26 protein-coding genes, 1 tRNA gene and 1 other RNA gene are annotated in these 25,720 nt (G+C 63.9%); 22 read left to right on the top strand and 6 right to left on the bottom strand.

What is annotated here, in order from left to right; translation table 11 throughout:
• The first annotated feature begins 86 nt into the window (after positions 1 to 86).
• Together IM701_RS10655 and IM701_RS10650 are read left to right on the top strand one after the other, a co-directional pair.
• On the top strand, positions 87 to 1,100 hold the full coding sequence (locus tag IM701_RS10655; protein WP_062342872.1) for a polyprenyl synthetase family protein: 1,014 nt from the start codon (positions 87 to 89) through the stop codon (positions 1,098 to 1,100).
• A 31-nt stretch (positions 1,101 to 1,131) separates the two neighbouring features.
• Complete coding sequence (locus IM701_RS10650) at positions 1,132 to 2,148, top strand: aldo/keto reductase (protein ID WP_193826933.1); 1,017 nt, start codon at positions 1,132 to 1,134, stop codon at positions 2,146 to 2,148.
• Positions 2,149 to 2,150: 2 nt separating this feature from the next.
• Here IM701_RS10650 and IM701_RS10645 read toward each other — a convergent pair whose 3' ends face one another.
• Positions 2,151 to 2,297 carry a hypothetical protein gene (locus IM701_RS10645; protein ID WP_156135869.1) on the bottom strand — a complete coding sequence of 49 codons (147 nt, stop codon included), beginning with the start codon at positions 2,295 to 2,297 and terminating at the stop codon, positions 2,151 to 2,153.
• A 108-nt stretch (positions 2,298 to 2,405) separates the two neighbouring features.
• Here IM701_RS10645 and hrpB point away from each other — a divergent pair, with 108 nt between their 5' ends.
• From hrpB to ffs, 3 genes are all read left to right on the top strand, one after another.
• Positions 2,406 to 4,856 carry an ATP-dependent helicase HrpB gene (gene hrpB, locus IM701_RS10640; RefSeq protein ID WP_193826932.1) on the top strand — a complete coding sequence of 817 codons (2,451 nt, stop codon included), beginning with the start codon at positions 2,406 to 2,408 and terminating at the stop codon, positions 4,854 to 4,856.
• 33 nt (positions 4,857 to 4,889) lie between these two features.
• Positions 4,890 to 5,168, top strand: coding sequence for an ETC complex I subunit (locus IM701_RS10635; RefSeq protein ID WP_193826931.1), 279 nt, complete (start codon positions 4,890 to 4,892; stop codon positions 5,166 to 5,168).
• 52 nt (positions 5,169 to 5,220) lie between these two features.
• An RNA gene (ffs, locus tag IM701_RS10630) (signal recognition particle sRNA small type) lies at positions 5,221 to 5,315 on the top strand.
• Here ffs and IM701_RS10625 read toward each other — a convergent pair.
• Entirely contained in the window at positions 5,313 to 5,801 is a 489-nt protein-coding gene (locus IM701_RS10625) for a DUF4188 domain-containing protein (RefSeq protein WP_193826930.1), read from the bottom strand. The genes ffs and IM701_RS10625 overlap by 3 nt on opposite strands.
• Positions 5,802 to 5,899: 98 nt before the next feature.
• On the opposite strand from IM701_RS10625, the gene IM701_RS10620 reads away from it, so the two are divergent.
• The 3 genes from IM701_RS10620 (at position 5,900) to IM701_RS10610 (ending at position 9,216) form a co-directional block, all read left to right on the top strand.
• Entirely contained in the window at positions 5,900 to 7,741 is a 1,842-nt protein-coding gene (locus tag IM701_RS10620) for a DNA polymerase III subunit gamma/tau (RefSeq protein ID WP_039337430.1), read from the top strand.
• Positions 7,738 to 8,073: a YbaB/EbfC family nucleoid-associated protein gene (locus IM701_RS10615; RefSeq protein WP_193826929.1), complete on the top strand. Its 336-nt coding sequence runs from the start codon at positions 7,738 to 7,740 to the stop codon at positions 8,071 to 8,073. Before IM701_RS10620 ends, IM701_RS10615 begins: the two co-directional genes overlap by 4 nt.
• A gap of 129 nt (positions 8,074 to 8,202) precedes the next feature.
• A complete protein-coding gene (locus IM701_RS10610) occupies positions 8,203 to 9,216 on the top strand; it encodes a VacJ family lipoprotein (RefSeq protein WP_230487856.1) in 1,014 nt (337 codons plus the stop codon).
• A 67-nt stretch (positions 9,217 to 9,283) separates the two neighbouring features.
• Here IM701_RS10610 and IM701_RS10605 read toward each other — a convergent pair whose 3' ends face one another.
• Positions 9,284 to 10,318, bottom strand: a complete 1,035-nt coding sequence (locus tag IM701_RS10605) for a hypothetical protein (RefSeq protein ID WP_193826927.1) — start codon at positions 10,316 to 10,318, stop codon at positions 9,284 to 9,286.
• Positions 10,319 to 10,529: 211 nt separating this feature from the next.
• Here IM701_RS10605 and lon point away from each other — a divergent pair, with 211 nt between their 5' ends.
• The gene (gene lon / locus IM701_RS10600) at positions 10,530 to 12,935 is read left to right on the top strand and encodes an endopeptidase La (protein WP_193826926.1); all 2,406 of its coding nucleotides are present in this window, start codon (positions 10,530 to 10,532) and stop codon (positions 12,933 to 12,935) included.
• Between the two features lie 211 nt (positions 12,936 to 13,146).
• On the top strand, positions 13,147 to 13,419 hold the full coding sequence (locus IM701_RS10595) for an HU family DNA-binding protein (protein WP_039337436.1): 273 nt from the start codon (positions 13,147 to 13,149) through the stop codon (positions 13,417 to 13,419).
• Positions 13,420 to 13,492: 73 nt separating this feature from the next.
• Here the strand turns inward: IM701_RS10595 and IM701_RS10590 are convergent, their stop codons facing one another.
• On the bottom strand, positions 13,493 to 14,353 hold the full coding sequence (locus tag IM701_RS10590; RefSeq protein WP_193826925.1) for a hypothetical protein: 861 nt from the start codon (positions 14,351 to 14,353) through the stop codon (positions 13,493 to 13,495).
• An 18-nt stretch (positions 14,354 to 14,371) separates the two neighbouring features.
• Positions 14,372 to 15,187: a 23S rRNA (guanosine(2251)-2'-O)-methyltransferase RlmB gene (gene rlmB, locus IM701_RS10585; RefSeq protein WP_039337438.1), complete on the bottom strand. Its 816-nt coding sequence runs from the start codon at positions 15,185 to 15,187 to the stop codon at positions 14,372 to 14,374.
• A gap of 175 nt (positions 15,188 to 15,362) precedes the next feature.
• Between rlmB and IM701_RS10580 the strand changes: the two genes are divergently transcribed.
• The 4 genes from IM701_RS10580 (at position 15,363) to IM701_RS10565 (ending at position 18,032) form a co-directional block, all read left to right on the top strand.
• A tRNA-Tyr gene (locus IM701_RS10580) sits at positions 15,363 to 15,448 on the top strand.
• Between the two features lie 92 nt (positions 15,449 to 15,540).
• Entirely contained in the window at positions 15,541 to 16,404 is an 864-nt protein-coding gene (locus IM701_RS10575) for an alpha/beta fold hydrolase (protein WP_039337507.1), read from the top strand.
• A gap of 39 nt (positions 16,405 to 16,443) precedes the next feature.
• On the top strand, positions 16,444 to 17,193 hold the full coding sequence (locus IM701_RS10570; protein WP_039337508.1) for a phosphatidylserine decarboxylase: 750 nt from the start codon (positions 16,444 to 16,446) through the stop codon (positions 17,191 to 17,193).
• Positions 17,190 to 18,032: a phosphatidylcholine/phosphatidylserine synthase gene (locus IM701_RS10565; protein WP_193826924.1), complete on the top strand. Its 843-nt coding sequence runs from the start codon at positions 17,190 to 17,192 to the stop codon at positions 18,030 to 18,032. The genes IM701_RS10570 and IM701_RS10565 overlap by 4 nt, the downstream gene beginning before the upstream one ends.
• Here the strand turns inward: IM701_RS10565 and IM701_RS10560 are convergent.
• Positions 17,980 to 18,258, bottom strand: a complete 279-nt coding sequence (locus tag IM701_RS10560; protein ID WP_193826923.1) for a hypothetical protein — start codon at positions 18,256 to 18,258, stop codon at positions 17,980 to 17,982. The two genes, IM701_RS10565 and IM701_RS10560, sit on opposite strands and share 53 nt — an antisense overlap.
• A gap of 467 nt (positions 18,259 to 18,725) precedes the next feature.
• Here IM701_RS10560 and rpsB point away from each other — a divergent pair, with 467 nt between their 5' ends.
• The 8 genes from rpsB (at position 18,726) to rseP (ending at position 25,689) form a co-directional block, all read left to right on the top strand.
• Complete coding sequence (rpsB, locus tag IM701_RS10555; RefSeq protein ID WP_039337510.1) at positions 18,726 to 19,484, top strand: 30S ribosomal protein S2; 759 nt, start codon at positions 18,726 to 18,728, stop codon at positions 19,482 to 19,484.
• A 124-nt stretch (positions 19,485 to 19,608) separates the two neighbouring features.
• Positions 19,609 to 20,535: a translation elongation factor Ts gene (gene tsf, locus IM701_RS10550; RefSeq protein ID WP_039337443.1), complete on the top strand. Its 927-nt coding sequence runs from the start codon at positions 19,609 to 19,611 to the stop codon at positions 20,533 to 20,535.
• A 142-nt stretch (positions 20,536 to 20,677) separates the two neighbouring features.
• Positions 20,678 to 21,400, top strand: coding sequence for a UMP kinase (gene pyrH, locus IM701_RS10545; RefSeq protein WP_039337444.1), 723 nt, complete (start codon positions 20,678 to 20,680; stop codon positions 21,398 to 21,400).
• Positions 21,401 to 21,403: 3 nt separating this feature from the next.
• Positions 21,404 to 21,961 (top strand): ribosome recycling factor, encoded by a 558-nt coding sequence (gene frr, locus IM701_RS10540; RefSeq protein ID WP_039337446.1) that lies wholly within the window; start codon positions 21,404 to 21,406, stop codon positions 21,959 to 21,961.
• Positions 21,962 to 22,023: 62 nt separating this feature from the next.
• On the top strand, positions 22,024 to 22,668 hold the full coding sequence (gene uppS, locus IM701_RS10535) for a polyprenyl diphosphate synthase (protein WP_230487855.1): 645 nt from the start codon (positions 22,024 to 22,026) through the stop codon (positions 22,666 to 22,668).
• Complete coding sequence (locus IM701_RS10530) at positions 22,658 to 23,404, top strand: phosphatidate cytidylyltransferase (protein WP_230487670.1); 747 nt, start codon at positions 22,658 to 22,660, stop codon at positions 23,402 to 23,404. The genes uppS and IM701_RS10530 overlap by 11 nt, the downstream gene beginning before the upstream one ends.
• Positions 23,405 to 23,410: 6 nt before the next feature.
• The gene (locus tag IM701_RS10525; protein ID WP_193826920.1) at positions 23,411 to 24,568 is read left to right on the top strand and encodes a 1-deoxy-D-xylulose-5-phosphate reductoisomerase; all 1,158 of its coding nucleotides are present in this window, start codon (positions 23,411 to 23,413) and stop codon (positions 24,566 to 24,568) included.
• Positions 24,568 to 25,689 (top strand): RIP metalloprotease RseP, encoded by a 1,122-nt coding sequence (rseP, locus tag IM701_RS10520; protein WP_082013475.1) that lies wholly within the window; start codon positions 24,568 to 24,570, stop codon positions 25,687 to 25,689. The genes IM701_RS10525 and rseP overlap by 1 nt, the downstream gene beginning before the upstream one ends.
• Positions 25,690 to 25,720 lie beyond the last annotated feature (31 nt).

Raw genomic sequence — 25,720 nt, 5'->3', positions numbered from 1 at the left:
TTTTGGTCTGCGCGTTCGTGTCTGGGCCGCTACAGTGCAAGTTGCGTCTTGCCAAGCGCTGCCCTTGCCGCCAAGCGGTCAATCCGATGACTGCGACCATCCATACCCTGCCGCGCAAGGCCGAACCTTCGCTGGCGCCGATGATGGCCCTCGTTGCCGAGGGCATGAACAGCGTCAACGCCGTGATCCTCGATCGGATGCAATCGCGCATTCCGCTGATCCCGACGCTGGCCGGGCACCTGATCGCGGGCGGTGGCAAGCGCATGCGCCCGATGCTGACCCTGGCGAGCGCCTCGCTGCTGGGGTACGGCGGATCGCGCCATTACAAGCTGGCGGCGGCGGTGGAATTCATCCACACCGCAACGCTGCTGCATGATGACGTGGTCGATGGCTCGGACATGCGGCGCGGCAAGAAGACCGCCAACATTGTCTACGGCAACCCGGCGACGGTGCTGGTGGGCGACTTCCTGTTCAGTCGCAGCTTCGAACTGATGGTCGAGGACGGCAGCCTCAAGGTGCTGCGCATCCTCTCGAACGCCTCGGCGGTGATCTCCGAGGGCGAGGTCGACCAGTTGGTCGCGCAGCGTCAGATCGAGACGACCGAGGAAATGTACCTCGACATCATCGCGGCAAAGACGGCGGCGCTGTTCTCTGCGGCATGCCGGATCGCGGCGGTGGTGGCCGAGCGTGACGAGGCGGACGAGCTGGCGCTCGATTCCTATGGTCGGAACCTCGGCATCGCGTTCCAGCTGGCTGACGATGCGATCGACTATGATTCCGAAGTTGCCGAAATGGGCAAGGACCAGGGCGACGACTTCCGCGAAGGCAAGATGACCCTGCCGGTGATCCTCGCCTATGCGCGGGGCGACGCCGAAGAGCGCAAGTTCTGGCAGGAGGCGATTGCGGGCGACCGGTCTTCGGACGAAGACCTTGCCCACGCGATCGAGCTGATCCGCCGGCACGATGCGGTGAACGCCACGCGCGAACGGGCGCGGATGTATGCGCAGCGGGCAATCGACGCCATTGCCGGCTTCCCGGCCAGTGCTGCCAAGGTCGCCATGACCGAGGCCGCGCTGTTCGCCGTCGCGCGGAGATTCTGATCCAGTTTCATACGTATAGCGGGAGAGCCTGATGCAGCATCGTCGCCTCGGCCGGTCGGCCATTGTCGTTTCCGATATCTGCATGGGGACGATGACCTTCGGCAGCCAGGTGGATGAAGCCGAAGCGCTGCGGGTGCTGGATCGCTGCCATGACGCAGGGATCAATTTCTACGATACCGCCGAAGGCTATCCCGTGCCGCCGGACGTCAAGTGGGTGGGGCGGACGGAAGAGATCGTCGGCAAATGGCTCAAGACCAAGCCGCGCGATGCGATCGTGCTGGCGACGAAGGTTTCGGGGCCGAGCCATGTCTGGTTCCGCTCACCCTGTCGCAACGGCATGACCGCACTGGACCGGCGCAATATCGAGACGGCAATCGAGGCCAGCCTGAAGAGGCTCGGTACTGACTACATCGATCTTTACCAGACCCACTGGCCTGATCACGACACGCCTTATGACGAGACCATGGAAGTGCTGCACGAGCTGGTGCAGGCGGGCAAGGTGCGGATTACCGGCTGTTCGAACGAGACCAGCTGGGGCCTGATGAAGTCCCTTGCGACTGCCGAGCGTCTCGGCACGGTGCGCTACCAGACGATTCAGAACAACTTCAGCCTGAACAACCGTCGCTTCGAGGACGAACTGGCACAGGTCTGCCGACAGGAAGGCGTGAGCCTGATCCCTTACTCGCCAATTGCGGGCGGCGTGCTTTCGGGCAAGTACAACGGTGGAGCACGGCCTGAGGGCGCGCGGTTCTCGCGCTACCTGGCAATGGAAGGGCGGCAGGCGCAGATGGGCAAGCGCTTCGTCAACGATCGCAGCATTGCCGCGACCGAGCGGTTCATGGCCATTGCGGCGGAGGCCGGGCTCGATCCCGTAACGATGGCGGTGGCATGGTCAAAGCAACACGACTTCGTGGCTTCGACCATTGTCGGCGTCGGTGCCGAAGGTCAGCTCGACCCGATTCTTGCCGCGGCCGACCTCGTGCTGAGCGACGAAGTGATGAAGGCGATCAACAAGGTGAGCCGCGAGATCCCCTATCCGATGGGCTGACCTTACTTGCGCCTGCCGAAGCGGCGCCAGAGCCAGTAGCAGCTGCCGCCGCAGACCGCTCCGATGCTCAGCATGATGGCGCCGATCATCACACCGCTGAACAGCAGGCCGGTGGTCAGCGCCACGACGAATTCCAGCGTGCTCTTCATCTCTCCCCGCCTAGCATGCTTGTGCAGTCTGGACCATGAACGTTCTGTAAGGGTCTGCGTTTCCCGGAACATTGCCTTGGGCGGGCAAAGGCCGTTAAGGCGCATGGCGTGAGCGACCTGCCGATCCATGCCGTCCTGCCCGACCTGCTTGCAGCCTTGCGTGAGGGGCCAAGCGCCGTCCTGATCGCGCCGCCGGGTGCGGGCAAGACGACAGCGGTCGCGCCGGCGCTGCTGGGCGAGAAGTGGTGTGGCGGGCAGGTCATCGTGCTGTCACCGCGGCGTGTTGCGGCACGTGCCGCAGCCGAACGAATGGCCGAGCTGCTGGGCGAGGAAGCGGGGCAGACCATTGGCTATGTCACGCGCCTCGATGCCAGGCGCTCATCCCGAACGCGGGTGATCGTGATGACCGAGGCGATCTTTGTCTCGACCATCCTGAACGATCCCGAATTGCAGGGCATTTCCGCCGTACTTTTCGACGAGGCGCATGAGCGGCATCTCGACAGTGACCTCGGGCTGGCGCTGGCGGTTGAAGCGCAAGGCGTGCTGCGGGAGGATCTGCGCATCGTGGTGATGTCGGCCACGATTGACGGTTCGCGCTTTGCCGCGCTGCTCGGTGACGCACCGGTTGTAGAGAGCGAGGGCAAGGCGCACCCGCTGACGGTCAAGTGGCTGGGCGCGCGGCCGGACCTGAAGATCGAGGCTGCGATGGCTTCGGCAATCCAGACGGCGTGGCGCGATGAGAGCGGCGACATTCTCGCTTTTCTGCCGGGCGTGGCGCAGATCGAGCGGACGGCGGATCTTCTGGCCGAGCGCTTGCCGCAGGCGCTGGTGCTGCCGCTGCATGGACAGGTTGAGCCGGCAGGGCAGCTTGCGGCCATCCGGCGCGATCCGCAAGGGCGCCGGCGCGTGGTTCTGGCGACCAGCATTGCCGAGACTTCGCTGACGCTGGATGGCGTTTCGGTGGTGGTCGATGCAGGCCTTTCGCGACGGGCGGAGTTCGACAAGGCGGCCGGGGTGACGCGGCTGGTGACGACGCGGGCGAGCCAGGCTTCGGCAGCCCAGCGTGCAGGGCGCGCGGCGCGACAGGGACCGGGCGTCGCCTATCGCCTGTGGGAAGAGGCGGCGCACGCGGGGCGGCCCGCTTTCGATCCACCAGAGGTGGTTACGAGTGATCTTGCGCCGCTGGCGTTGACGCTAGCGCAGTGGGGGGCGGGTGACCCGGCGGGGATGGCGTGGCTCGATGCGCCACCGACGGCAGCGATGGCGGCGGCACGGGGGGCCTTGCAGGCCTTAGGCGCACTGGACGGCGAAGGGCGGATCACGGCACACGGGCGGGCGATGGCGCGCCTGCCGATGGAGCCGGCGCTGGCGCACATGCTGTTGTTTGCAGCCGAGCGCGGGCAGGCGGACGAAGCGGCGCAACTGGCCTTGCTGTTGCAGGAACGCGGGCTGGGCGGTCGCGGTGAGGATCTGGCGCGGCGGCTTGATCGCTGGGCGGGTGAGCGCGGGAGCAGGGCCGAAGGATCGCGCAAGCTGGCGGCGCGGTGGGCGCAGATGGCAGGCAGGCTGGGTGCGCGCGGGAAGGCTGGCGAGGTGCCGCTGGGCGTGTTGCTTGCGGAGGCGTTTCCCGACCGGATCGCGCGGGCGCGGGGGGCTTCGGGCGAGGACTGGCTGGCTTCGGGTGGCCGCGGCTATCGGCTTGATCCGGCATCGCCGCTGGCAACGGCGGAGTGGCTGGTGATCGGAGACGCGCAAGGCGAGGCCAAGGGCGCGCGGATCACGGCGGCGGTGGCGCTGGAGGAGGAAGACGTTGTCCGACACCTCGCGCATCGGATCGAGGAGCGGCATTCCCTCACCTGGAACGCGATCGAGGGTCGCGTCGAAGCGCGACTGGAGCGCAAGCTGGGGGCCATCGTGCTGGCGCGGGTGCCCGACCCGAAGCCGGACGCCGAGGCTGTTGTGGCGAAGCTGATCGAGGTGGTGCGCGATGGCGGGTTGGCGCTGCTCCCGCTGGGCGAGGCCGCCAAGGCTCTGATCGTGCGGGCGGGGTATGCGGGGCTTGAGGCGCTGTCCGAAGAGGCTCTGCTTGGCGCGCTTGAGGACTGGCTCGGGCCATTGCTGGCGGGGCGGCGCGATCTGCAGATCGGCGCGGGCAGGCTGCACGAGGCGCTACTGAACCGGCTCGACTGGAACGAGCGGCAGGCGCTCGACAAGCTGGCCCCAGCGGAGTTCCGCTCGCCCGCCGGGACCAGCCACGCGATCGACTATGGCCACGAGGGCGGGCCGTGCGTGGAACTGCGGGTGCAGGCACTGTTCGGGCTGGAGCGGCATCCGTGCGTGGGCCATCCGCCCAAGCCGCTGCTGCTGAGCCTCACCAGCCCCGGTGGCAAGCCGATCCAGACGACGGGAGATCTGCCCGGCTTCTGGCGCGGATCGTGGCGCGATGTGGTGAAGGACATGAAGGGGCGCTACCCCAAGCACCGCTGGCCAGACGAGCCCTGGGCCGAAGACCCGAGCCTCAAGACCAAGAACGCCTTTAACGCGCAAAAGCGGACTTGATTTGCGACCTGATTCGTGTGCAAGCGCGAAGCCATGTCAGCACGCATCTATCAGCGCCCGAAGAATGCCATGCAGTCCGGCAAGGCCCGGACCAGCGACTGGCTGCTCGAGTTCGAACCCGCCGAAGCACGCCGCCCCGACCCGCTGATGGGCTGGGCTGGTTCGGGCGACACGCAGAGCCAGGTGACGCTTGCGTTCAATTCGCAGGAAGATGCGCAGGCCTATGCCGATCGCTATGGCATCGATGCGCGCGTGATCCCGACGCCGCCGCGCAAGCTGAAGCTGCAGAGCTACGCTGATAATTTTAAGTAAGCAGAGTTCGGCGAGGGCTGGACAAGCCTCCGCTTCCTCTCCATATGCCGCGCCGGGAGTCGGTCGGACGCTTGCGTCCGCCAACCTGGTCAGGTCCGGAAGGAAGCAGCCACAACGGGTTGCGGCGGGTCGGCCGGCTCCTTTTTACCCCTCCGTTGCTGTTTTCATGCGCGAGCGGGCCTCGTTGCGCTTTCCGGTGGCGGGGATGAGTCCGGCGACCTTGCCGAGGCCGAAGGGTGGCATGTTGCCATAGATCGTTTCATGGGCCCCGGCTGATACGGCATAGGTCTCGTGAAAGATGCCGACGGTGCCGTCGGCGCCCACGGCCTTGTTGAACGCGGTCCAGGCTGGCCAGTGTTTCTGGTCCCGATCGCGGGCATAGGCTTCGAGACTGTCGAAATCACGCCAGTATTGCAGGAGCACGATGGTGCGCAGATCGCGCAGCATCGTTTCCGTGCCGAGAAAGCCGCTTTGCGGATTTCGCGCGAGTTCGGCGAGCATCGGCCCCATGGCGCGAGCGACTGGGAGCCACTTTCCCACCTTGTGGAAGTGATTGATGCGCATGCCGATGACGAATACCACCAACGAGCGATCGAAATCGGCGGTGAGGCGACCGGGAAGAACCTTGCTCATGAAGTTAAGGTTGCATTTTGCAACCTATGATTCAATCCACCGATTCTCCCCCTCGGGGCATTCGACAATCGGGCCGGGAGTGCTTACCTAAGGCAGCAATGGCCGATTCCACCGACATGTTTGGCGATCCTCCGCAAGAGGAGGAGAACAAGCCCTCTGCTGCCGAGCTCGAGGCGGCGGGCCAAAGTTCGATGTTCGGCGATCCGGCGCCGGTCGCAGCGCCTGTAGCGCCTGCTCCGGCTCCTGCAGAAGTGGTGCGGGAGACGGCGCCACCGCCACCGGTCGCGCCCGCAGCGGCATCTGCTGCGCAACCCTATCGCGTGCTGGCGCGCAAGTACCGGTCGCAGACCTTTGCCGAACTGATCGGGCAGGACGCGATGGTGCAGACGCTGGCCAACGCGATCAAGCGTGACCGGCTGGCCCATGCCTTCCTGATGACCGGCGTACGCGGTGTTGGCAAGACTTCCACCGCGCGCCTGATCGCCAAGGCGCTCAACTGCATTGGCCCGGACGGGCAGGGCGGGCCTACGATCGATCCGTGCGGGTCTTGCGAACCATGCCGGGCGATTGCCGAAGGCCGACACATCGACGTGATCGAGATGGACGCGGCGTCGAACACTGGCGTCGACGACGTGCGCGAGATCATCGAGGCGGTTCGCTATGCGGCGGTTTCGGCGCGCTACAAGATCTACATCGTCGACGAAGTCCACATGCTGTCGCGCAATGCTTTCAACGCCTTGCTCAAGACGCTTGAGGAACCGCCGGCGCATGTGAAGTTCCTCTTTGCGACGACCGAAGTGGACAAGCTGCCGGTCACGGTCTTGTCGCGCTGCCAGCGGTTCGATCTCAAGCGCATTCCGGCGCCGCTGCTCGCCAGCCACTTCGGCATGATCTGCGGCAAGGAAGGTGTCGAGGCCGAGGACGAGGCGCTGGCGATGATCGCCGCTGCCGCCGAAGGTTCGGTGCGCGATGGCCTTTCGATCCTTGATCAGGCGATCAGCCATGCCGATCTGGTTGGCAGCGAGGATGGCAAGACCCGGGTAACGGCCGAGCAGGTCCGGCAGATGCTGGGCCTTGCCGACAAGACCATGCAGCGCCGGCTGCTCGACGCCGTGCTTTCGGGCAAGGGCGGGACGGTGCTGGAGGAAGTGGCGCAGCAGTATGCGCTGGGGATCGAGCCGATCGCGATGATGCGGGCGCAGATGGATGTGGTCCATCGGGTGACGGTTACGCAGATCGGCGGCGTGGGGCCGGACATCCGCTCGACCGAGGAGCGGGAGGCTCTCGAGGGCTGGGCCAAGGCGCTTTCGGCGGGGCAGTTGCACCGGTTGTGGCAGCTGCTGCTCAAGGGTTACGAGGAAGTGAAGGTGGCGCCTGATCCGCTGGTGGCGGCGCAGATGGCGCTGTTGCGGGTGATGCACGCGGCGGACCTGCCCGATCCCAGCGGGCTGGTGAAGAAGCTGGAAGAGATTGCTTCCCGGCCCGTGGTCATGGCGCAGACCGCCGAACCGGGCGCTGTCGCGGCTCCCGTGGCGCAAGCGACCGCGGCGCCCGCGATGGACTGGGAAGCGCTGGTCGAGCAAGTCGAGCATGTCTCGCCATTGGTCGGATCGACGATGCGGCTGGGCGTGCGGGTGGTTGAACTCAAGGCCGGTTTGCTGCGCTATCAACTGGCGCCGGGATTGCCGAACGATCCGGCGGCGGATATCCGCCGCGCGTTGAACCACGTGACCGGCGAGGCATGGATCGTCGAGCGCGGGGAGGGCGATGCCCTGCCCAGCCTCGAGGAAGCCAAGGCCGAGAAGGTGGCGGCGGCGGACGCGGCGATGAAGGAAGATCCCTTGGTCAAGGCGGCGCTCGAAGCCTTTCCGGGCGCGGTGATCATTGATGAGGAAAGCTCGCGAGAGCACGAAAAGAGACCCTGGAGCAAACGCGCATGAAGTCGATGGAAGAGATGATCCAGGCCGCCCAGAAAGCGGCGCAGACCATCCAGAAGCAGATGGAGGACGCGCAGGCGACCTTGGACAACATCGAGGTCGAGGGCGCGGCTGGTGGCGGGCTGGTGAAGATCAAGGCTTCGGCCAAGGGCCGCGTGATCGGTGTCAACATCGACGAGAGCTTGTTGGTTCCGTCCGAGAAGGGCATCCTCGAGGATCTGGTTGCGGCAGCTTTCAACGACGCGCGCGGCAAGGCCGATGCTGCGGCTGCGGAAGAAATGCAGAAGGTGCAGATGGCGGCCGGCATTCCGCCGGGGTTCAAGCTGCCGTTCTGACCGGTGGCTTGACCGGTCAGGCCGGTGTGGGCTGGCGATGAATTGATGGTGTAGGACTTGCGGCGTGGCTGGGGGCGGGCCAAGGCTGTGCGGTAAACTGATGAACCGGACGGGAATTCCTGCTTGAGTGTGACCTTGCTTGCCAGCGCTGCCCTGCTTGCCGTTCCTGTTGCGGACGGACCAGCGGTGCCGGAGGTTGCGCTGGTGCAGGACGCACAAGCCGCCCCTGCCGGTGCAGCAACGCCGCTTCCTGACGAAACCCCGTCTGAGCCGCAGCCCACAACACCTGTCGCCTTGCCACAGGCACCCGCGCCATCGCTCGACCAGATCGAGCAGGACGAGCAGGCGATCGTCGTATCGGGCGAGAAAACTCCGCGGCAGGACCCCATGCAGGCGGTCAATCAGGCCAGCTATGATGCGGTGCAGGCCGTCGATGATGCAGTCATCGCGCCGGTTGCCAACGTCTATGAAAAGGGCGTGCCGCGCCCGATCCGCATGGGCCTCAGGAACTTCCTGCGCAACCTGACCGAGCCGATTGTTGCGCTGAACTATCTGCTGCAACTGAAGCCGGGCAAGGCGGCCGAGACGGTCGGGCGGTTCGCGATCAATTCGACGATCGGCGTCGGCGGTGTGATCGACGTCGCCAAGAACAAGCCCTTCAACCTGCCGTATCGGCGCAACGGCTTTGCCTATACCTTCGGATACTACGGTATCGGGCCGGGACCCTACATGTTCCTGCCGCTGGTTGGCCCGACGACGCTGCGCGACGTGATCGGGCTGGGGCTCGACCGTTTCCTTTTGCCTTTTGCCGTTGGCGGACCGCTGCGCAATCCGGGCTATGTCTATGGCAGCTTCGTCATCCGCTCTCTCGACGAGCGCGTGGCCAATGACGAACTGTTCAAGCGCATCCGTGAGGAATCGAACCCTTACGCTTCCTATCGCGAGCTTTATCTGAAGACCCGGCAGGCGGAGATCGACGCACTGAAGGGCAAGGCGGATTTCCAGAAGGAAGGGTCGATCACCCTGCCGGCGATCACGCCGACACCACCGCCGGCGATGCCTCCTGCGGCCAGCGAACCCGTTCCTGCTACGCCGCCCGCGCCGATATTCGTCTCGGAGCCGGTGGTGCAGCCGCTTCCCTGATCAGAGATGCGCGGCCCGGTTTGGGCTGGTTCCGTAACAACACCGAGGTCCCCGCCTGCGCGGGGACTCAGCTTTCCAGCAGCAGCGAATAATCGCGCAGGACTTCCCAGGCCTTGCCCGGCGAGATCATCAACTGGTCGGCGCTCTCCAGACCTGCGAGGCGGCGAATCATCTGGGCGACGGTGGCGGCGTTGCCGCTGCTCATGCCGTAAGTGGAGATGAGCACTTCGGGATTATGCGAAAGTGTGTTCTCGAAAAGCAAGTCGACATTCTGGGGCTGGAAGCCGAAGCCGAGGAACACGAGGCGTTTTGCGCTGGCGACCGACAGGCGGATGTCGCGCAATGCATTGCGATCGGCGCTGCGTTCGTTGAGCGACTTCAACTGGGCAGCGATCGCATGGATGTTCCATGGCTGCTCGACACCCCATTCGGCCTGGGGTGCCTCACCCTTCTGCCATGGCAGACGGCCAACGGAGCCATGCGGGTGCACGATGTCGAGCTTCTCTGCAATGACTTGCTGCGCCTCCTTGAGCTCGATCCCATAAGCCATGACCAGCGCGTAAGGCAGGAAGTGTTCGACTGACCGATCGTAGTTGAAGTTTATGATGGTCAGCTGTTCGAGCGTCTGTCCGATCTTGCTCCGGGGAACGCCAGAGTTGATCAGCTGGCCGAGCTGATAAATCCAGTATTCGGCAATCTTCCCTTGAAGCGGCAGCTCACCTTCCACGCGCGGGATATCCTTCAGGTTGCTGCGCGATTCAGCCTGGCCCATGAAGAATGTGATCGCCAGCTTGCCGCAGGCGACAACGAGCGGGTCATGATCGTACTGTTCAAGCACGGTATCGATCGAGCGACCGAGGCGGCAGGCGTTGCGCAGGCGCTCGGCGGCAGCGGCAACATCCTCGACCTTCTTGTTCAGCTTTTCAGCAAGCTTGTAGATATTGCGCAGAAGCAACTGGCCGTCGCGTGTCGAGGTCTCCGAGTTGGTGCGCTTGAAATCATAGCCCTGGATGATGCGAGCCAGCAGTTCCGCGTTGGTCGGAAACTGCAATTCTGCGCTCGCCCCTGCGCCGACGATCAGCGTTGTTCGTGTACGCAGCATGCGATGTGGCAGCCTCCCAGTCCTTCACGTCCAATGCGTATTTATACCTAACATTCGGTTTACGGCTCTCGCCGACAAGTGGGTCAAACTGGCCAGGAGATGTCGTGATCCACAGCCGATATGGCAAAAGCCATTGCGACAGGCGCGCGGTCTCCCCATATCCCGGGAAAGCGCCGGGCGGCGTGCCCGGCAGGACGGAAACGAAGTGCCCATGAATCTCTATCCCCTGCTTCCCCTTCGCGACATCGTCGTGTTTCCCGGCATGGTCGTGCCCCTCTTTGTCGGGCGCGAGAAATCGGTAGCGGCGCTGGAAGCGGCCATGGCCGGCAACAAGGATATCTTCCTGCTCGCCCAGCTCGATCCGGGCTGCGACGATCCGGATCGCGACGATCTTTATGATACCGGCGTGATTGCCAGCGTCCTGCAACTGCTGAAGTTGCCGGATGGCACGGTCCGCGTGCTCGTCGAAGGACGGGACCGCGCGGTGCTTGAGGGCCTGCGCGAGGAAACGACGACGCATGGCGCGATGCTCGTTGCGCAGGTCGAGCCGCAGGAAGCCGTGGTGGCCGAGAGCACCGAGATTTCTGCGATGATGCGGTCGGTCGTCGATCAGTTCGCCGAGTATGCGAAGCTTTCGAAGAAGCTGCCGCAGGACGCCGGCGGCCAGCTTGGCGATATCGAGGATGCTGGCAAGCTGGCGGATTCGGTTGCCGCGAACCTTGCTGCCAAGGTGGCTGACAAGCAGGCGGTGCTTTCCGAATCCGATCCGATGAAGCGGCTCGAGATGGTGCTTTCCTTCATGGAGGGCGAACTGGGCGTGCTGCAGGTGGAGCGCAAGATCCGTGGCCGCGTGAAGCGCCAGATGGAAAAGACGCAGCGCGAATACTACCTGAACGAGCAGTTGAAGGCGATCCAGTCCGAGCTGGGCGGTGGCGATGGCGAGGAAGCCAACGAGATCGCCGAGCTTCAGGAGAAGATCGACACTCTCAAGCTTTCCAAGGAGGCCAAGGCCAAGGCGACGGCTGAGCTGAAGAAGCTCAAGACCATGCAGCCGATGAGCGCCGAGGCGACTGTCATCCGCAATTACCTCGACGTGTTGCTGGGTCTGCCATGGGGCAAGCGCAGCAAGCTCAAGAAGGACATTCCCGCGGCGCAGGCGATCCTCGACGCCGATCACTACGCGCTGGACAAGGTCAAGGACCGCATCGTCGAATACCTTGCGGTGCAGGCGCGCACCAACAAGCTGAAGGGGCCGATCCTGTGCCTCGTCGGCCCTCCGGGCGTCGGCAAGACCTCGCTCGGCAAGTCGATCGCCAAGGCGACCGGCCGCCAGTTCGTGCGCCAGTCGCTTGGCGGCGTGCGCGACGAGGCCGAGATCCGCGGTCACCGCCGGACCTACATCGGCTCGCTGCCGGGCAAGATCGTGACCAACCTCAAGAAGGCAGGCACCGCGAACCCGCTGTTCCTCCTCGACGAGATCGACAAGCTCGGCCAGGACTTCCGGGGCGATCCGGCTTCAGCGCTGCTGGAAGTGCTCGATCCCGAACAGAATGCGAAGTTCCAGGACCATTACCTTGAGCTCGACTTCGATCTTTCGGACGTGATGTTCGTCTGCACGGCGAACAGCCTGAACCTGCCGCAGCCGCTGCTCGATCGCATGGAGATCATCCGTCTCGAGGGTTACACCGAGGACGAGAAGGTCGAGATCGCCGAGCGCCATCTGGTGCGCAAGCAGGTGGAGGCGCATGGTCTCAAGAAGGGCGAGTTCACGCTCGAGACCGAAGCACTGCGCGATCTGATCCGCTATTACACCCGCGAGGCCGGCGTGCGCACGCTGGAGCGCGAGGTAGCGCGTCTGGCGAGGAAGTCGCTGCGCCAGATCCTGGAAGGCAAGGCCAAGAGCGTGACGATCACGCCCGAGAACCTTTCCGACTTTGCCGGTGTTCGGAAGTTCCGCCACGGCGTCTCTGACGAGGAGAACCAGGTCGGCGCGGTTACCGGCCTTGCCTGGACCGAGGTTGGTGGCGAACTGCTGACGATCGAGAGCGTGACGGTGCCCGGCAAGGGCGCGGTCAAGACTACGGGCAAATTGGGCGAGGTGATGAGCGAGAGCGTCCAGATGGCGTTCAGCTTCGTCAAGGCGCGCAGTCCGGCCTATGGCATCCGGCCTTCGATCTTCAACCGCAAGGACCTGCACATCCACTTGCCCGAGGGTGCCGTGCCCAAGGATGGCCCGAGCGCTGGCATCGGCATGGTGACCGCCATGGTCTCGACGCTGACCGGCATTCCGGTGCGGGCGGACGTGGCGATGACGGGCGAAGTGACGCTGCGTGGCCGCGTGCTGGCCATTGGTGGCTTGAAGGAAAAGCTCCTCGCGGCACTGCGTGGCGGGATCAAGACGGTGCTGATCCCCGAGGAGAACCGCAAGGATCTTGCCGAGATCCCGGCCAACATCAAGGAAGGTCTGGAAATCGTCCCGGTAAGCCATGTCGACCAGGTGCTGGCACGTGCGCTGGCATCTGTGCCGCAGGCGATCGAGTGGACTGAAGCGGACGATCTCGCCTCTCAGCCGACCGCGCCGGCCGGAGCGGCAGGCGCTGCGCCGACTGCCCACTGACAGTTCTCAACTGCAAGTTCGGAAGGGGTGTGCGCACATTTGTTGCGCGCAGCCCTTTCGTGTTCTGAAAAGTGCCTAAAAATAAGGTGATTCCGGGCTGGACTGAGCCGATTAGGCTTTGACAGGTGATTGTTTCTCGGCTTGTTTCCGTGCACCCGAAAGGCGACTCAATTCCATTCAACCCAAGACAAAAGACTTAGGGGGTTCCGCAATGAACAAGAACGATCTCATCGGCGCCGTCGCCGATGTCAGCGGCCTGTCGAAGGGCGATGCGACCAAGGCCGTCGAGGCCGTCTTCGAATCGATCTCCGGTGCGCTGGCCAAGGGCGACGAAGTGCGCCTGGTCGGTTTTGGCACCTTCTCGGTAGCCAAGCGCAAGGCGTCGACCGGTCGCAACCCGCGCACCGGAGAGCCGATGTCGATCAAAGCCTCGGCGCAACCCAAGTTCAAGGCTGGCAAGGGCCTCAAGGATGCGGTCAACTGATCGCAGCCTGACCGGGCCTACTGCCTGGTGAGTTTCGGAGCCGCGTCGGTCAGGCAGACCGGCGCGGCTTTTTTCATGGTGCGATGCGGATGAGCGCGGTGGGCGCTTCCTTGGTGCGCTCGTTTACCTTCCACTGCAGCGTCTTGCCGGAAGGGGAGGCGACGGGCCCTTCGTCGGTATTGTTGGCGAGAATTTCGCCGTCTGTGCTGAGCATCAGCACGCCGTCGAGCACAGGCATGCCATCGCCGCCGGCCTTTCCGCTCTTTTCATCGGCAGCCATGGCAGCCATGCCCATGATCGGAGAGCTTGCCGCACCGGAGGCAAACGCAGGGGCATCGATGCGCACGCTGCCATCGGCGCGACGGATGAAGGTGACGAAGGGCATGACCATCGGCAGCTTTTCGATCATCGGGAAGCTGAAATCGTGGGTCAGCTTGCCGGTGATCGCGTATTCCACTTCGAACTTGCCGTCGCCCTTGTCGATGACTGACTTCCAGCCCTTCTGGCGGCGCAGGCGTTCGGCGAATTCCTGCGCTGCGCGCGGGTCTGAAGGATCGATGCCACCGAGCATGGCCTTGGCCATCTGCTCGTCGGATTTCTGCTTCTCAGCCGCGGCAGCCTTGCTGGCGGCGACATCCTCTTCCCAGGCTTTCTTCTGCTCCGCGATCTCGCCGTCCGTGCAGGCCCGTTCCTCGCCCTTCTCATCGTCGAAACAGCTCGAAGGTTCGAAAGGGGCGGTCTCGTTCTTGCGGTTGCGCTCTTCGGCAGCGAGCTTCGACAGGGCGAGGACATGGATTTCACCCTTGTAGGTGAAGCTGAAGCTGCCGTCCCTGCGCAGGTCGATGGTGGAAGTGAACTTGCTGGGGAGAAGCAGGCAGCCTGCCAGCAGGAGTGTGGCGAGCGTTGCCGCCGCCAAAGCCCAAGAACGCTGCATCTGCCCCTCCTGTCGCGCTTACCCCTCGCGCGTGGCCACCGCGTAGAGCGCGATCGCCGCCGCGTTCGATACGTTAAGGCTTTCAATCGCGGACGCAATCGGCAGGCGCGCGATCGCATCGCAGTGCTGGGCAACATTGTGGCGCAGCCCTTCGCCCTCGGCACCGAGGACCAGTGCAACCGGACCTGCGGGGACGGCGGAGGGGAATACTGCCTTGCCATCACCGTCGAGCCCGATGCGCCAGTAGCCTTCCTCGCTCATCCGCTCGAGCGCGCGCGACAGGTTCACCACTCGGACCCACGGCACGATTTCCAGCGCGCCTGAGGCAGATTTGGCGAGCGTGCCCGATTCGGGCGGGGCATGGCGGTCCTGCGTGACGAGCGCGGCGACATTGAACGCAGCGCAGGAGCGGAGAATCGCGCCGACGTTGTGCGGATCGGTTACCGAATCGAGCACGACAATCGTGCGGCCATCGGATTCGTCGAGAACATCGTCGAGAGCGACATCGTCGAGTGGGGCACAATCGAGCACGAGGCCCTGGTGGGGTGCATCCTTGGCAACAAGGCGCGCAAGGTCGGCGGCCTGAGCGTATTCCACCGGCAACGAGGCGGGCAGTTCGGCATCGTGATCGTCGAGCATGGCCTGGATTGCCTCGCGCGTGCCCCAAAGCTTCTTGGCGTCGCGGTTGGGATTGGTCAGCGCAGCCTCGATCGCGTGGCGGCCCCACAGGCGGATCGAGCCCGCGCTGCCCCGGCCCGAACCGCGTCCGCCCTTGTTGCGGCCGGCGCGGCCGCGCAGCGCACGGCCCTTCGGTTGATCGTCATTGCGGGGCATCAGGAGACCTTCTCTGCAAGCTTGTTGAAAAATTTCGTGTCGCGCATGCCAGCCTGCCCATTGACAGGCAAGTCCAGCTTCGCCAAAGGGGCCGCCACTCGGCCGGACGGTCTCCTCGGAGACTTCGAAAATCGGCTCTTCCTTCGGGAGGAACCGGCACCGGCAGCACTGGTGTGGACAGGTGGCCGAGTGGTTAAAGGCAGCAGACTGTAAATCTGCCCGCGCAAGCGTACGCTAGTTCGAATCTAGCCCTGTCCACCACCGCTGCTTCTCGATTACGAGAGAATTCCAGGCCTTAATCGGCCAATTAATTCCTGTTGCATGGCGCGGGATGTTGCGCAACGCTGCGCAGCATGACGACGATCCGCATTCCCGCAGCTGGCGGTTTGGCCATCGTGGCCGACGAACTGGGCAACCCGGATGCGCCTACCGTGATCCTCGGGCACGGCGGTGGGCAGACGCGGCACAGCTGGGACCGCGCCGGGCATGAACTGGCCGAGGCCGGCTATCATGTCATCAACTACGATCTGCTGGGCCACGGTGAGAGCGACTGGGAGCCTGATGGCGATTATTCCTATGCCCGCCGTGCTGCTGACCTCACAGCCATCGCAGCGCGGGCGCGGGGACCATTCGCGTTCGTCGGTGCTTCCCTGGGGGGACTTTCGTCGATGGCGGCGGCAAGCCTTGGGACGATGCCGGCAGCGATGGTGCTGGTGGACGTGGTGGTGCGTCTGTCCGAATCCGGGGTGGACCGCATCGTCGAGTTCATGTCGGCCAATCCGCGTGGTTTCGGTTCGCTTGAGGAAGCTGCAGATGCGATCTCGGCCTATTATCCGGACAGGAAACGCCCGGCGCGGCTCGATGGCTTGCGCAAGAACCTGCGCGAGGGTTCCGATGGGCGGTTCTACTGGCACTGGGACCCGAAGTTCCTGATCGGAGGGCGGCCTCACGGCGCACTCGAAGACCTGATCGAGAACGCGGGTTGGACCGCGACTGTGCCGACATTGCTGGTCCGCGGCATGAAGTCGGACATCGTTACCGACGAAGGCGTGGCGCATCTCGCAGAACGGATTGCGCGGCTCGAGGTCGTCGACATTGGCGGCGCGGGACACATGGTTGCCGGCGATCGCAACGACCTTTTCAACGAGGCGGTCATCGGCTTTCTGGCGCGTGTGATGCCGCCTGTGACGGGCGAAGCGCTGCGCGAGCCGGGATGATTGCTTGTCCCGGCGCGAGGCAGCGCCTAGATGGGAAGCATGTCCGGAGAAATTCTCGATAACCGTGGTCGCGGTTCCGCCGGTTGGTCATGGCCATCCATCCATCCCGAAGGGCGCAAGTTTGGCCTGATCGCTGCTGCGTTGAGCGCGGGCGCCGCCTTCATGGCGTGGGAGACCATCGCCTGGCCGCTCGCCTTTCTGACGCTGGGCGTGCTGGCCTTCTTCCGCGATCCCGTGCGCGTTACGCCGCGGGACGACAGGTTCGTCGTATCGCCCGCCGACGGTCTGATCACGCTGATCCAGAAGGTGCCGCCGCCGCGCGAACTGTGCGCCGACGATGGTTCTGGCGTCCGCGGCATGAACCCCGAGCCGGTCACCCGCGTGTCGATCTTCATGTCGGTATTCGACGTGCACATCAACCGCACCCCGATCGCCGGGACGATTCGCCGTGTCGTCTATATTCCCGGCAAGTTCGTGAACGCCGACCTCGACAAGGCGAGCGACGAGAACGAACGACAGCACTTCCTCGTCGAACGTGGTGATGGCGTACAGATCGGCTTTACGCAGATCGCAGGGCTTGTAGCGCGCCGCATCGTGCCGTTCGTCAAGGGTGGAGACATCGTGGCGGTGGGGCAGCGCGTGGGACTTATCCGTTTCGGCAGCCGTGTTGACGTTTATCTGCCTGCCGGGACCGAGCCGAAGGTGCTCATGGGCCAGAAGTGCGTCGCCGGGGAGACGATCCTTGCCGAGATCGGTGAAGCTCCGATGATCGAAGGCATCGGCCAATGATCGACGAGGGCAGGGCGGCTCGCCTCCGTCGCGGGCGCCTGCCCGGGGGGCTGACGTTGCGGGCGATGGCCCCGAATGCGATTACCACTGCCGCGCTTTGCTCGGGCCTGACCGGGATACGGTTCGCGGTTACTGCAGCGTCCGGCACCGATCCCGTGCAGGTGGCCGAGGATTGGCGCAAGGCAGTTGCTGCCGTCATCATCGCAGGCCTGCTCGACGGCATCGATGGCCGCATCGCCCGCCTGCTGAAGGCGCAGTCGCGCTTTGGCGCGGAGCTCGACAGTCTGGCGGACAACGTCTCGTTCGGCGTAGCGCCCGCTCTCATCCTATTCCTATGGTCTCTGCAGGAGGCGCCCCGCGTCGGCTGGTTTGCCGCACTTGCGGTAGCGATCGCTTGCGCGCTTCGGCTTGCCCGATTCAACGCTCGCATCGACATGGAGGAACAACCCCACAAGTCGGCAGGTTTCCTGACAGGTGTACCTGCGCCGGTTGGGGCGGGGCTGGCGTTTCTGCCGCTCTACCTCTGGATTGCCACGGACAACCCGATGTTCCGCGAACCCTGGCTGGTCGGGCCGTGGCTCGTTCTGGTGGCGTTCCTGATGATTTCCAACATCGCTACGCTGAGCTGGTCGTCACTCCGACCCCGTCGCAGCGTACGGTTGGAACTGATTGCACTGTTCGGTCTGGTGATTGCGGCGCTGCTGAGCGAGCCTTGGCTGACCTTGTCGGGGATCTGCATCGTCTACCTGCTGCTGATCCCCGTAGGCGTGGTGCGCTACGCCAGAGTCAGGCGGCAGCGCGCCGCGAGCGTGCGGAGCGAACCGCATCCGCCTGCTTGAACGCGCGGCGCGGCGTGCGACGGAGCTGAGGCGCGGCGAAAGCCCGGGGCGCCTCGGCTTCGTGGCTGGTGACATGGACCAGAAATTCGCGGTCACGCTCCAGCGAGCGGTATTCTGCCAGAAGAGCAGTGATCTGCCCTTTTCGCCCCTGCATCGTCACGAAGACCGCGCCCACGGCGAAGGTGGCTGCAGCTGCGAAGACGAGTGTGCAAACAAGAGCGAGCATTGGACCATTCCCTGCGTTCTGCCAGATCCACCTGGTTAAGAATCCATTTACGATTCACCTGTGGATAACCTGTGGATTGAGCTATCGTTCCTGACTGTCCGAAGACTGATTCGGATATGGAGCTAATGTTCCTGTTTTGTTCCGATCCGTCAAGCTGGAACAGGCGTGCCAACAGCCAAATTGCTGCCAAACGACCCATATCCTTGATTTGAAACGGATGTTTATTGCAGCGTGATCGGATTAATCTCGATCAAGCACGGCGTTCGCCTAGGGACCAGCGGCGCGATTCAATGCTGGATTTTCCCGCATTCCTCATCTATCGGCGGCGCGATCGCATGAGTCCGTTCGGCATGGTGCTGGCGGAACAAGGCGAACAATCCACACGGGATGCACTTTCACCGGTGCCGCCAGCGGGAGCTCCGCAGCGGTTCCAGCGTCCCGGAGGCACAACCGGAAAGGAATTACCCATGGCGGCACCAGTCGTCACGATGCATCAGCTTATCGAAGCCGGGGCTCATTTCGGCCACCAGACCCACCGCTGGAACCCGCGGATGAAGCCGTACATCTTCGGCGCCCGCAATGGCATCCACATCCTTGATCTGTCGCAGACCGTTCCCCTGTTTGCCCGTGCGCTCGAGTTCATCTCGGCGACGGTCCAGGCTGGCGGAAAGGTCCTGTTCGTTGGCACCAAGCGCCAGGCGCAGGAGCCGATCGCGCAGGCTGCGCGCGCTGCCGGTCAGCACTACGTCAACCACCGCTGGCTGGGCGGCATGCTCACCAACTGGAAGACCATCTCGGGGTCGATCAAGCGCTTCAAGGCTCTTGAAGAGCAGCTCGCAGGCGATACTGCCGGTCTGACCAAGAAGGAAGTCCTTCAGCTGACCCGCGAGCGTGACAAGCTCGAGCTGTCCCTGGGCGGCATCCGCGACATGGGCGGCATTCCGGACGTGATGTTCGTGATCGACGCCAACAAGGAAGAGCTGGCGATCAAGGAAGCGAACGTCCTCGGTATCCCGGTCGTCGCGATTCTCGATTCGAACGTCTCGCCCGATGGCATCGCATTCCCGGTTCCGGCAAACGACGACGCAAGCCGCGCCATCCGTCTTTACTGCGAAGCCGTTGCTGCTGCTGCCACCAAGGGTGGCCGTGACGCGGCGATCGCTTCGGGTGCCGACCTTGGCGCCATGGCCGAGCCGCTGGCAGAAGAAGCCACGGCTGAAGCCTGATCCGGATTTTCGTGTGGCGGCCTTGCCTTGCAATGGCGGGCCGTCACCGAACTGACCCGGGTACGATTTACGAGCCGCGGCAGTGCTGCGGCTTCCTGTGTTTTCAAGATAAAGGATCAACGCAATGGCTTACACCGCCGCTGACGTGAAGAACCTGCGCGAGCGCACCGGCGCCGGCATGATGGACTGCAAGAAGGCTCTCGACGAGGCCGGCGGCGATTTTGAAGCCGCCGTTGACGCACTGCGCGCCAAGGGTCTGGCCGCTGCTGCCAAGAAGTCGAGCCGCACCGCCGCCGAAGGGCTTGTCGGTGTTGCTGTTTCGGGCACCAAGGGCGTTGCTGTCGAAGTAAACTCGGAAACCGACTTCGTCGCCAAGAACGACCAGTTCCAGGACTTTGTCCGCAAGGCCACCGAAGTTGCGCTGAACACCGGCGCTTCGGACGTCGAGACGCTGAAGGCCGCAGCCTATCCGGACGGCGGTTCGGTTGCTGACAAGCTGACCAACAACGTCGCCACCATCGGCGAGAACCAGCAGCTGCGTCGCATCAAGCATGTCGAAGTCTCGAACGGCGTCGTCGTGCCCTACATGCACAATGCGGCCGCCACCAACCTTGGCAAGATCGGCGTGCTCGTCGCGCTCGAATCGGATGCTGCTGCCGACAAGCTCGAGGCGCTCGGCAAGCAGATCGCGATGCACATCGCCGCTGCCTTCCCGCAGGCTCTCACTGCCGACCAGCTCGACGCCGAACTGATCGCTCGCGAGCGCAAGATCGCCGCCGAGAAGGCTGCGGAGAGCGGCAAGCCCGCCGAAGTCCAGGCCAAGATGGTGGACGGTGCCGTCGCCAAGTACGCCAAGGAAAACGCACTGCTGTCGCAAATCTTCGTGATGGACAACAAGTCGACCATCCAGCAGGTCGTCGACGCCGCTGGCAAGGAAGCTGGCACGAAGATCGTGCTGAAGGACTATGTCCGCTTCCAGCTCGGCGAAGGCATCGAGAAGGAAGAGACCGACTTCGCTGCCGAAGTGGCTGCTGCCGCCGGCATCAAGTAAGTCTGCGTTGAACGATCCCCGCATGGACGGGCCGGATATCTGGCCCGTCGGTGCGGGGATTGTTATGCCTGCGCCCTTGGCAGGCCCCTTCACAGGGCTATAAGGGCGGCCACTTCCCTTTGGTTACGAGTGCATCCGATCCATGAGTGTCCCCAGCTACAAGCGCATTCTTCTGAAGCTCTCGGGCGAAGTGCTGATGGGGGAACAGCAGTTCGGGATCGACACGGACTACGTCGCCCGCGTGGCGCAGGAAGTGAAGGACGCGCGGGACAGCGGCCTCGAGATATGCCTGGTCATCGGTGGCGGCAACATCTTCCGCGGCATGGCCGGAGCTGCCAAGGGCATGGATCGGGCGCAGGCCGACTACATGGGCATGCTGGCTACGGTGATGAACGCGCTGGCGATGCAGTCGGCGCTGGAACAGCTTGGCGTCCCGACCCGCGTGCAATCAGCGATCGAGATGGACAAGGTGTGCGAGCCGGTGATCCGTCGTCGTGCCGAGCGTCACCTGGAAAAGGGCCGCATCGTGATTTTCGCAGCCGGCGTAGGCGCACCCTATTTCACCACTGACTCCGGCGCTGCGCTGCGCGCTGCCGAAATGAAGTGCGACGCCTTGCTCAAGGGGACCAGCGTGGACGGCGTCTATGATGCTGACCCGAAGAAGGATGCCACGGCAAAGCGTTATGAAACCGTGGATTATGACACGGTGCTGGCAGACAACCTGAAGGTCATGGACGCAAGCGCAGTGGCGCTGTGCCGTGACAACAACATTCCGATCGTCGTCTTTTCGATCCGCGAGCGCGGCAATCTTGCCCGCGTGCTTGCGGGCGAGGGGACGCAGACGATCGTCAAGCAAGGAGCCTGAGCCATGGCAAAGTACGACAAGGCCGATCTCGAACGCCGCATGAAGGGCGCTGTTGAATCGCTCAAGGGCGATCTTTCCGGCCTGCGCACCGGTCGCGCCAATACCGCGCTGCTCGATCCGATCATGGTCGAGGTTTACGGCAGCCACATGCCGCTCAGCCAGGTGGCCAGCGTCTCCGCGCCGGAACCGCGCATGCTTTCGGTACAGGTGTGGGACAAGTCGAACGTGACTCCGGTCGAGAAGGCCATCCGCTCGGCAGGCCTGGGCCTTAATCCGATCAGTGATGGACAGACCCTGCGCCTCCCGATCCCGGACCTCACCGAGGAGCGCCGCAAGGAACTGGCCAAGCTTGCGAGCAAGTATGCCGAGAACGCCCGCATCGCGATCCGCAATGTGCGCCGCGATGGCATGGATGCTCTCAAGGCCGACGAGAACAAGAAGGAAATCTCGGAAGATGAGCGCAAGCGCGCCGAGACCGACCTGCAGAAGCTGACTGACGATATCATCAAGCAGGCCGATGAAGCGGCTGTGGCCAAGGAAAAGGAAATCCTCGGCAAGTGACGGCGGTCCCCGCCTCGACGGGCGGCAGCGCGTCCCATGGCGCGCGGCACGTCGCGATCATCATGGACGGCAATGGCCGGTGGGCGAAGAAGCGGATGATGCCGCGCGCCTTCGGCCACAAGCGCGGTGTAGACACGGTGCGGGACATTGCCCGCGCCGCGCGCGACATGGGGCTTGAGGCGCTGACGCTCTATGCTTTCTCGTCGGAGAACTGGAAGCGTCCGGCGGACGAGATTGCCGACCTGATGGGGCTGTTGCGGACATTCATCCGCAATGACTTGGCGGAACTCGTTGGCAACAACACGCGACTGAAGATCATCGGCGATTATCAGGCGCTTGCGCCCGATATGGTGGAATTGATCGAAGATGCGATGGCGCGGACAGCGGGCAATACTGGCACGACGCTGGCAATCGCGCTGAATTACGGCTCGCAACAGGAAATCGCCCGGGCGGCGGCCAAGGCCGCAGCGAAGGGGCCGGTCACGCCCGAAGCTATCGAGGCGGAACTGGACACCGCGTGCCTGCCACCCCTTGACCTGCTGATCCGGACTTCGGGCGAGGTTCGCCTTTCGAACTTCCTGCTGTGGCAGGCGGCATATGCCGAGATGTGGTTCACGGACGTGCTCTGGCCGGACTTTACCGCGGCGCACCTGCGGGAGGCACTTGAGCAGTTCGGATCGCGCGAGAGGCGCTTCGGTGGACGCTGAACCCCAAGTCGCACCGAGCGCGGCAGAAGCTCCCAGAAAATCCGATCTCGGCGTGCGTGTTGCTTCCGCTGTGGTGATGCTCACGATCGCCGGTGCCGCCTTCTGGGCGGGCGGCCTGTGGCTGGACCTGTTCGTGGCCGTCGTGGCTTTCGGTGTATTCGTGGAGTACGTGCGACTGGTCGGCAAGATCGCTGACAATGCAGCGCGCCTCTCGTCGATGGTGATCTTCGGTGCGGTCTACGTCGGCTGGGGCGGGCTTGCCCTTGCCGTCATGCCCGAGCCGTTGATGCTGGCGGTGCTGGGCCTGGTGATCTGCACCGATACGGGCGCCTACTTCACCGGCCGTTCGCTCGGCGGGCCGAAGATCGCTCCCAGGATCAGCCCATCAAAGACATGGGCCGGGCTGCTCGGGGGTATGGCGGCAGCAGGCATCTGGGCATCGTTGGTGGTGCTTTCCGCAAGCTATCTCGTCTCTGCTATCGGGCCCACGGGGCCAAGCGTGGCGGCGGCGCTGGAAGTCGCCAACCTTGGCATGGCTGCCATCGCGGGCGCGGTGCTGGCCGTTTTTGCCCAAGTCGGAGACTTTTACGAATCGTGGTTGAAGCGCCGGGCAGGGATGAAGGATTCATCGCGACTGATTCCAGGACACGGTGGTCTGTTCGACAGGGTTGACGGACTGCTCCCGGTTGCCATCATCGTCGGCACGGCTTGGGCCGCAACGAAGGCAGGACTTTAGAGGCAGATGGCGCGCTCCATTTCCGTTCTGGGCGCAACCGGCTCGATCGGTGCCTCCACGCTCGACCTGATCAGACGCAATCGCAATGACTGGCGCGTCGTTGCCTTGACCGCCAATGGTGACGCCGAGGGTCTGGCCAGGCTGGCCCGCGAGTTCGGTGCCGAAGTTGCGGTGGTGGCCGATGAGGTTGCGCTGCCCGCTCTCCGCGAAGCTCTTGACGGGACCAGCATTCACGCAGCAGCGGGACCGGCAGCCCTGATCGAGGCGGCCTCGCGTGGGGCCGACATTACCGTGGCAGCGATTGTGGGATGTGCCGGGCTTGCCCCGACGATGGCGGCAATCGAGCGCGGCGGTGTGATCGCCTTGGCCAACAAGGAAGCGCTGGTTTCCGCAGGAGACGTGATGACTGCGGCCGTCGCGCGGCACGGCGCAACGCTGCTTCCGGTCGATTCCGAGCACAATGCCATCTTTCAGTGCCTGGCTGGCAATAGCCTTGAGCACGTCCACGCGATCACGCTGACGGCGAGTGGCGGGCCTTTCCGCGATTGGGCGCTCGAACAGTTGCAGCGCGCAACCCCGGCCGAAGCGGTCAAGCATCCCAACTGGTCCATGGGCGCCAAGATCAGCGTGGATTCCGCCACGATGATGAACAAGGGCCTTGAGTTCATCGAGGCGTTTCATCTGTTCCCCGTCGGGGTGGAACGCCTGCGCATCATCGTCCACCCGCAATCGATCGTGCATTCGATGGTCGAGTATCGCGACGGATCGACTCTCGCCCAGCTTGGCCCCTCGGACATGCGGGTGCCGATTGCTTCAGCGCTCGCCTGGCCCGAGCGGATGGACACACCCTGTGCTCCGCTCGATCTCGCCGCCATTGGACAACTGACCTTCCGCACGCCGGATGAGATCCGCTTTCCGGCTACGCGCCTTGCTCGTAATGCTGTGATCGAGGGCGGGGCGGCCCCTGCCACTATGAACGCGGCCAACGAGATCGCCGTGGCAGCGTTTCTGGATGGTCAGATTGCATTCACCCGGATCGTGCAATCGGTTGAGGATGTGCTTTCGCGCAGCGCCATGCCGGCGCCCACCTGCCTTGACGATGTCATCGCGATCGATGCCGAGGCGCGGGCAAGGGCGCGCGAACTGATGGAACCCGTACGCTGATGTCGCCGATGGAAAGCCCCGGAATTCTCGTCACTTTGCTCGGTTTCGTGCTGGTGCTGGGGCCTTTGGTGTTCATCCACGAACTGGGCCATTATCTTGTTGGCCGCTGGTTCGGGGTAAAGGCCGACGTCTTCTCCATAGGATTCGGCAAGGAAATCGCGGGCTGGACCGACAAGCGCGGCACGCGATGGAAGCTCTCTGCCTTGCCGCTGGGCGGCTATGTCCAGTTCGCCGGGGACATGAATGCGGCGAGCCAGCCCAGCCCCGAATGGCTTGCTCTCCCGGCCGAGGAACGCAATCGCACCTTCCAGGCGAAGCCGCTGTGGCAACGGGCGCTGATCGTGCTGGCGGGGCCGGTTACAAACCTTCTGTTCGCGGTGCTGATCCTGGCCGGGTTTACCCTCGCCTACGGCAAATCGGTCGTTCCTCCTGTGGTGGGCGAAGTTCAGGCGGGTTCCGTTGCTGAGCGTGCAGGGGTGAAGGTAGGCGACCGCGTGGTTTCCATCCGAGGTCGTGCGATCGAGTCTTTCCTCGATATCCGTCTCGAGGTTGGCCAGAATCCGGGGGAACCACTCGATCTGGTCGTGTTGCGGGAAGGTCGCCAGATTGACGTGCCAGTCAGCGCCGCTGTGAAGGTCGAAAGCGACCGGTTCGGCAACACGCAGAAGATCGGCTTTCTTGGCATCGGTCCCAAAAGTTACGAGATCGTCAGGGTCGGGCCAGTTGAGGCGGTAGTGGACGGCGTCAGGCAAACCGGCAACATCATCGCGATGATGGTCAACGGCATTGGCCAGATTGTCATGGGCAAACGCGAGGTCAAGGAACTCGGCGGACCGATCAAGATTGCCAAATATTCGGGTGAGCAGCTGGTTTCCGGTTGGCAATCGTTCGTCGGCTTCGTGGCACTTATCTCGATTAACTTGGGGTTCATTAACCTCCTGCCAATTCCGGTTCTCGACGGGGGCCACCTCGCTTTCTACGCGGCCGAGGCAATCCGCCGGAAGCCGGTTGGCCAGCGCGGGCAGGAGTGGGCATTCCGCACCGGCCTGGCGTTCGTCATGGCATTGATGCTGTTCGTCACGATCAACGACGTGGCGTCGCTCAAGCTGTTTGGAGGGTGAGGCGAGTTTGACTGCGTCCGGTGCGGGGACG

Source organism: Novosphingobium sp. ES2-1 (assembly GCF_015169775.1).
Lineage (GTDB): Bacteria > Pseudomonadota > Alphaproteobacteria > Sphingomonadales > Sphingomonadaceae > Novosphingobium > Novosphingobium subterraneum.
Note: the sequence above shows the minus strand (reverse complement) of the source record. Positions and strands in the feature narration are given on the sequence as shown.